The 8,206-nt window shown below is 72.2% G+C and carries 1 protein-coding gene (only partly in view); it reads right to left on the reverse strand.

Translation table 11 applies throughout. From position 1 onward, the window contains the following. Nucleotides 1-8,205: the 5' portion of an SDR family NAD(P)-dependent oxidoreductase gene (locus tag KGD83_RS16540; protein ID WP_212640057.1), read on the reverse strand. 5,556 nt of this gene lie to the left of the window's left edge; the window shows 8,205 of its 13,761 coding nt (coding positions 1-8,205); its start codon is at nt 8,203-8,205; the stop codon falls past the left edge of the window. Nucleotide 8,206 lies beyond the last annotated feature (1 nt).

Raw genomic sequence — 8,206 nt, forward strand, 5'->3', positions numbered from 1 at the left:
GTTCTCCAGCTGCGCCGACCTCAGGAGGGCCATCAGCCCTTCACAGGGGCGCGGATCGGCCGACGAGGCGACCAGCTGGACTCGCACGGGGTGCCGCTCGCGCTCGCCGAGCAGCTTTTTCACCTCACCGAGGACGCGCAGTGAGTGGTCGGTGTAGCGGGCGCCGACGTCCGCGGCGTCCGAGTCCAGGCGGACCACCCGCGCCGTGTCGTGCGCCTCCAGCGCGGCGGCGACGTCCGGCAGCTCGGCGACCAGGACCAGGCCCTCGGGCGCGGGGTCGGCCGCCTCGCGAAGATCCTCGGCGATCCAGGCGGGCGCGGCGAGCAGTTCCCCGTCGGGCGTCGGAGTCGTGTGGGCGCGAAGGGCGACGCCTCCGAGCCGGACGCGCACCCGACCCTCGTCGTCGCACAGGTCGATGTCGAGGCGTCGCACCCTCTCGCCCTCGCGCCCGGCCGTGTTCCTCGCCCAGGCCCACATCTCGGGCGGGCAGGGTCCCAGGATCTGGACCTCGTCGACGGCGAAGGGCAGGAGCAGGCCTTCGCCGCCCAGCGGGGTCCGCAGTCCCGCGCAGGCGTGCAGTGCCGCGTCCAGCAGTGTCGGGTGCAGACCGTACTCATCCAGGGTGTCCCGGATCCCGGACGGCAGCGCGATCCGGGCGAGGACCTGGTCCGCGCCCGTCCACAGACGCCGTACGCCGCGGTGACCGGGGCCGTAGCGGAGTCCGCGCGCCTCGAAGGCCGCGTACAGTTCATCGGCGTCGGGTCCCGGGGCCGAGCACTCGGTGCGCAGGGCCGACAGGTCGACGCGGACGTCGTCGTCCGCGTCCGCGGACGAGCGCGTCACGACCACCACGCCCTCACCGTGGACCGCCTCACCGGTCGCGCGGTCCGCGTCGCCCGGGGTGAGGATCTCGAAGCCGATCTCGTTCGCGCTCCTGGCCCGCAGGCGCACCTGGACGGTGAGTCCGCCCTCCCCCGCGGTGACCGGCCTCGTCCAGACGACGTTGCCGATGGTCAGGGCGGCGTACGGTTCGTCGAGCGAGGCCTCCACGGCGGCTCGCGCCAACTCCAGGCAGGCCGCGCCGGAGAGCACCCGCTCGCCCTGGACCCGGTGGTCGCGCAGGAAGAACTCCTCTCCCGTGTAGACCGACGTGAAGTGCTGCTCGTTCAGGGTGGATGTGTTGACGTGCAGCAGCGGATGGATCCGCCCGGACGGCGCGGGCGGGTGGGACCCGACGTCCGCGGGCTCGGGCAGCCAGTAGCGTTCCCCCTGGAAGGGGTAGGTGGGCATCGGTACGCGGCGCGGCGCGGTGTCGCCGTGGAGCTTCGTCCAGTCCACCGTCAGCCCGACGACCCAGAGTGCGAGCAGCGCGTCGTAGGAGCGCCGTGCGATGTCGGCGTCGAGCGCCCGCGCCCGGCCCTCGTCGGCGGTGAAGACGGCCAGAGCACCCTGGCGGCGCTCGACGCGTCCCCGGTACAGCCCCGCGGCCTCCGCCCCGCCTTCCAGGAACGCTTCCAGCTTGGCCGTGAGTTCACCGGTGGTCGCCGCGACGAGGCCGAGGCGCTCCTCGTACGCCTCCCGACCCACCTGGAGGGTGTAGGCGATGTCGGCGAGCGCGGTCGCGGCCCCTTCCTGCCCGCTCGTCCAACTCAGCAGCTGTCCGGCCTGCGCCCGGAGGCCGTCCTCCGTCCGGGCGGAGAGGACGACTACGGCGGGTCCTTCGGCGTCGGTTCCGGACTCACGACCGTTGGGCGGGACGTACTCCGACACGATGGCGTGGGCGTTGGAACCCCCCGCGCCGAAGGAGGAGATACCCGCGATCCGCGGCACCCGGACACCGTCGGCACCCGTCGGCCGACGCCACTCCGCCAACTCCCGCTGCACCCTGAACGGCGTCGAACCGAAATCGATGTGCGGATTCAACACCTCCGCATGCAGCGAAGGCACCAGCTGCCCGTGCTTCATCTGCAACAGCACCTTGGTCAACGCCGAAATACCCGCCGCGCTCTCCGCGTGCCCGATATTGCTCTTGACCGACCCGATCGCACAGAACTGCCGATCCCCCGTGTACCGCGAGAACGCCTTCGTCAACCCCGCGATCTCCACAGGATCACCCAGCGAGGTACCGGTACCATGCGCCTCCACGTAACTCACCGAACGCGCGTCGACTCCGGCGGCGCGCAGAGCGTGGCCGATGACGTTGTGCTGGGCGCGGGGGTTGGGAACGGAGTACCCGTTGGTCTTTCCGCCGTGGTTCACGGCGGTGGACTTGATGACGCCGTGGATGAAGTCGCGGTCCTCGACCGCCCTGGAGAGCGGCTTGAGCAGGACCGCGCCGACGCCCTCGGCGGGTACGTAGCCGTCGCCGCCCTCACCGAAGCTCTCGCACCGGCCCCTGCTCGACGCGTACTTGCCGCTGGCGAGCATCAGGTACTTGTTGGGGTGCAGGGAGAGGTTCACCCCGCCGGCGACGGCCACCTCGCAGTCGCCGAGCCGCAGGCTCTGGCAGGCCAGGTGGAGGGCGGTCAAGGACGACGAGCACATGGTGTCGACGGCCAGGCTCGGACCGTGCAGGTCGAAAACGTACGAGACCCGGTTGGCGATCGTCGATGCGCTGCCGGACAGCGTGACGTTGCGTCCCCGCTCCTGCTCCTGCGCGCCGTAGAGCTGGTACTCCTCGTACATCACTCCGACGAAGACGCCGACGCCGCCCGGCAGACCGCGCTCCGCGTGGCGGCTCAGCGCCTCACGCGTGTAGCCCGCGTCCTCCATCGTCGCGTGCACGCACTCCAGGAACAACCGCTCCTGGGGGTCCATGAACGCCGCCTCACGCGGGGCGATGTTGAAGAAGAGCGGATCGAAGTGGTCCGCCTTGTCCAGGAAGCCGCCCCACTTGGTGTACGTCCTGCCCGACGCGCTCCTGTCCGGATCGAAGTAGCGGCTGTGGTCCCAGCGGTCGGCGGGGATCTCGGTGACGCAGTCACGGCCCTCGGCAAGGTTGCGCCAGAACTCCCCGACGTCGCGCGCCTGGGGGTAGCGACCCGCCAGACCGATGATGGCGACGTCCGTGTCCTCGTCCGCGGTCTCCGGGCGACGCTGCGCGGACCGTGCGGCCGGGCGGCGCCGGACGCGCGCTGACACGGCACCGCCGTCCCGGCCGGTCCCGCCCTCAGCGCCCCCGGGCGCTTCCGGGGCGGCCTCGGCGAGCAGGGCCGACAGGCGTTCGTTGTGGAGGTCTAGGAAGTACTCCGCCAGGGAGCTGATGTCCTGGTACTCGAAGAAGAGGGTCTTGGGCAGCGGTCCGAAGACCTGCTCCAGCCTGTTGGTCAGGTTCATCGCCATGATGGAGTCGATGCCGTAATGCTCCAAGGCGACGCCCGCGTCGATCCGGTCGGCGGGCAGCCGCAGCTCGGAGGCCAGCAGTGACACGAGGTACCGACGAGCCCTCTCCTCCAGCGTGCCCCGCGGTGGCGCACCTCCGTCCGTCGTGCCCGCGGTGGCCGACGGCTGCGCTGCACGGTGCGGGAGGTCCCCGGCCGGACGCGTCGTGGGCGGGTCCGCCTCGTAGGCGCGGGAGGTGAGCCCCCGGAGTCGGCAGCGCGGGACACCGGCGTCGTCGAGCAGGTCGATGTCCAGCTTGCGGACTCCGCTGTCGGGCTGATCGTCGTGGCTGAACCGGACCCAGGCCCACATCCGCCGGGTGCACGGTCCCAGGATCCGCAGTTCGTCGAGCGCGAACGGGAGCCGGAGCACGGCGTTCGCGGAGTCCGCGGCGGCACCGTCGCGGGCGAACAGGCCGATGGAGGACTGCAGGGCGGCGTCCAGCAGACTCGGGTGCAGGACATAGCCCTCGCCCGCGGCCCGGGGCCCGGACGGCAGCCCCAGTCGCGCCAGCGCCTGGCCGTCACCGATCTCGATGCTCTCCAAGCCGCGATGGGCCGCGCCGTAGTCCAGACCGAGGTCCCGGTAGACGCGGTAGCAGTGCTCCGCGTCCAGCCGCGCGGCACCGCAGGCGGCCCGCAACGCGGCCAGGTCCACCGGTTCGGCCGGTACCTCGCCGTCGTGCAGGGCCAGGGCCACGCCCTGGCTGTGCACGACCGGTTCCGAACCGGGCCCGCCGCCCGGCACGCTGGAGATCTCGAAGGCGACCCGCCCGCCCGCGTCGGCCCGCCCGGCGACGCCGTCGGCGCCCCCGTCCCCCTCCAGCGCGTGCAGGGTGGTCATCAGGTGGGCGGGGTGTTCGCCCACCACGAGGGGACGGGCCCACACCACATCGCGCAGGACCGTCCCACGCGGGTTCTGGTCGAGCGAGGCTTCCAGCGCCGCCCTCGCCATCTCCAGGTAGGCGGCTCCAGGAAGGATTCTGCGGCCCTGGACGACGTGGTCCGCGAGGAAGGGTTCCTCTCCCGAGAAGACCGAACCGAACCGCTGGACGTCGAGGGTGGAGGTGTTGGCGTGGACCAGGGGGTGGAGCCGGTGGACGCCGGGCGCCGCGCCGGCGGGCTCCCGGACGAGGTCGCCCACCCAGTAGCGCTCGCGGGCGAACGGGTAACCGGGCAGCGCGAGCATCCGGGGCCGCCGGTCGCCGTAGAGCCTGCCCCAGTCCACGGCCAACCCCTTGACCCACAGACCGAGCAGCTTGTCGAACTTGCCCTTGTCGATCCACATGTTGACGGTCGCCGCCATGTCGCTGTCGGAACCGAAGGCGGCCAGCGTCTCGCGGTGCTCCTTGACAGCACCGAGGTGGAGGCCCTCGACGTCCCCGTCCCCGGCGGCGAACGCGGCGAGTTTTCCTGTGAGCTCGTCCGGTGAACCGACCCGCAGTGCGAGCCGCGCCTCCATCTCCTCGCGTCCGAGCTGGAGGGTGTGGGCGACAGCGCCGAGGTCGAGGTCGGCGGGGTCCTGGCGGCTCAGCCAGCCGATCAGGTCCCGGGCCCGTTCGCGCAGCCGAGCGGTGTCCTTGGCGGAGAGCACGATCAGCCACGGGGTGTCCGGGGCCTCCGAGAGGCGCGCGGCGCGGCCGCGGTACTCCTCCAGAACGACGTGCGCGTTGGATCCACCGGCTCCGAACGACGAGACACCGGCGATCCGGTTGCGTACCACCGTCTCCCCGTGTGCCCCGCGGACCGTGGGACGCGCCCATTCGGCCGTCTCCCGCTGGAGGCGGAACGGGGTCCGCGCGAAGTCGATGTTGGGGTTGGTTTCCCGCGCGTGCAGGCTGGGGACGAGTTGCCCGTTCTGCATCTGGAGGATCACCTTGAGCAGACCGGCGATGCCCGCGGCCGCCTCCAGGTGGCCGATGTTGCTCTTGGCGGAGCCGATCGCGCAGTACTGCCGGGCGTCGGTGTCCGGCGCGAACGCCTGGGAGAGTCCGTCGATCTCGATCGGGTCGCCCAGCTCCGTCCCCGTGCCGTGCGCCTCCACGAAGCTGACCTCGTCGGCGCGAACGCCCGCGCGGTCCAGCGCCTCGCGCACGACCCCGGCCTGCGCGACCGGGTTGGGGACGGTGTACCCGTTGGTCCGTCCGCCGTGGTTGATGCTGCTTCCGCGCACCACGGCGTGGATCACGTCGCCATCCCGCTCCGCGTCGACCAGCCGCTTGAGCAGGACGACGGCCGCGCCCTCACCCGGCACGAAACCGTTGGCGCCCGCTCCGAAACTGCGACACGCGCCGTCGTCGGACAGCATCCGCTTGCCGGACATCAGGGTGAAGTTCGATGGGTGCAGGTAGAGGTTGACCCCGCCCGCGACGGCCAGGTCGCACTCGCCCCGGCGCAGATGTTCCACGGCCTCGTGGACGGCGCTCAGCGACGACGAGCAGAGGGTGTCGATCGGCAGGCTCGGGCCCTTGAGGTCGAGGAGGTAGGAGACCCGGTTGGCGACCGACGCGAACGAGGTCAGGGGGTGCAGCCTCTCGTCGCGCCGCCAGAGTTCCGGCCCGTACAGGTCGAAGCCGGTCTTGGAGACGCCGGCGAAGACGCCCACGCGCCCTCCGTGCGCTTCGGCCAGACGCCGACGGGTGTACCCGGCGTCCTCCAGCGCGTTCCAGGACTCCTGCAGGAACAGGCGCTCCTGCGGGTCCGTGTTCATCGCCTCCTGCGGCGAGATGTTGAAGAAGAGAGGGTCGAAGTCGGCGAACCCGTCCAGGAATCCGCCCCACTTGCCGTAGCTCAGGCCCGCCGCCACCGCCTCGTCGCGGTCGGGATGGTAGAAGCCGTCCAGGGGCCAGCGGTCCTCGGGGAGCTCCGTGACGCTGTCGCGCCCGACGGCCAGGTTCTCCCAGAACTCCCTCAGGTCGCGAGCCTGCGGGAACCGCCCGCTCATACCGACGACCGCGATGGCGTCCGCGGAGGGCGCGGCGGGCCGCGCGACGGCCGAGGCGGCGGGCGCCGGCTCCGAGCCGGGACGCCGGGGAGCTTGTTCCGGGGCCCGCTGCGGCCTCGGCGCGGAAGCGGCCTGCCGGACCGCTGTCCCCGTCCAGACCAGGCAGGCCTCCCGGCGCTCCCGCAGGAGACGACGCGCGAGGGCGTCCAGGGAAGCGGTCTCGTACAGCAGCGTCTTGGGCAGGTCGGCGAAGGTCTCGGCGAGCCTCCTGTTGATCCGGGTGACGACGATGGAGTCGATGCCGTACTGCTCGAACGGGGTCTGGGCGTCGATCCGCTCTCCCGGAAGGCCGGTGACCCGGCCGAACATCCGTGTGAGACCGCTGACGACCGCGTCGTGCAGCGCCTCCTCCTCCACGCCCGCCCGCGCCTCCGCGACGGGTGCGGAGGCGGGCGCCGGGGCGGGGGCGACCGGCTGCTGGCCCAGGAGCGTCCCGCGGATACGCGTCCCGTCGCCTTCGACCACCATCACCTGCTGGTGGGCCGAGGCGAGGCATGCGTGGAACGCGCGGACGCCCGACTCGGTGCGCAGGGCGCGCATGCCGACCCGGTCCCACAGCTCCCGCTCCGTCTCGGCGTCGACGGGCATTCCGCCCTCGGCCCACAGGGGCCAGTTGAGGGAGAGGCTGAGCCCCGAGCGCAGCCCTTCCGCGGCCAGGGCGCCGCGGTGGTGGGCGAAGGCGTCCATGAACGCGTTGGCCGCCGCGTAGTCGGACTGGCCGGCGTTGCCGGTGACCGCCGCCGCGGAGGAGAACAGGGCGAAGAAGTCCAGCGAGTCGTCCTTGGTGGCGGCGTCGAGGTTGACGGTGCCCGCCACCTTCGGCGCGAGGACCTCAAGCATCTCCTCGGCGCCCTTCCCGAGCACGAAGCCGTCCCGCAGTACCCCGGCGCCGTGGATGATGCCGTGCACGCCGCCGTGCTCGTGCCGCACCCCGCTCAAGAGCGCCTCGACACCGGCGGTGTCGCTCACGTCGAGCCGCTCGTACTCGACACGCGCGTGCGTGCGGCGCAGCCCCTCCAGCAACCGCGAACGGTCACCGTCCAGCGGGGAACGGCCGGTCACCACGACGGACGCGCTCCGTACCGACGTCAGCAGGTCCCGGGCGAAGATCAGCCCCAAGCCGCCGAGGCCACCGGTGATGACGTACGTACCCCCCTCCCTCCAGGGAAGGGCGGTGTGCTCCGGGGCCCGCAGCTCCCGCCAGGTCAGCACCTCGCGCACCCCGCCGTCGCGGAGTCTCACGACGCGGTCGCCGGTTCGGTCCCGGCACGCCAGGATCCGCTCGGCCGCGCCGTCCGGCGGTTCAGCCGCGTCGACGAGGACCATCTGGGGGACGATCCGGGGGTTCTCCAGGGCCGCGCTCCTGACCATGCCGAACAGGCCGGACAGGAGGAACGCCTCCCCGGACCGGGAGCAGACGAGCTGGACCAGCGTGCGGGACGATGACGGCTGGCCGAGCAGCGCGCGCAGCGCGGCGAGCACTTGGGCGGCGAAGTCGGCGTAACGCTCCGCGAGCCCGGCGGCCCCGCTCTCCAGGAGCCGCACGTCGACGGCCGCGTCCAGCTCGCGCAGCGGCCGCTCGAACGCGGACTCCCCGACGAGGAGCACCACGTGGCCGGGCTCACGACCGGTCACCGCGCCTTCGGACGCCCGCCAGACGGGCTCGCACCGCAGCAGCTCCGGTTCGGGCCGCAGCGCCTGAACCGGCATGTGACCGGTGGGAACCGCCTGTCCCCGGCTCGCCAGGAACCGTTTGACGTCCTCCTTGGAGACCCGGTCGGCCTTCAGGTCCGACAGAAGTCGTTCCAGTCGCCTGTCCATG

Origin of the sequence: Nocardiopsis akebiae (assembly GCF_018316795.1) — a bacterium.
Lineage (GTDB): Bacteria > Actinomycetota > Actinomycetes > Streptosporangiales > Streptosporangiaceae > Nocardiopsis > Nocardiopsis dassonvillei.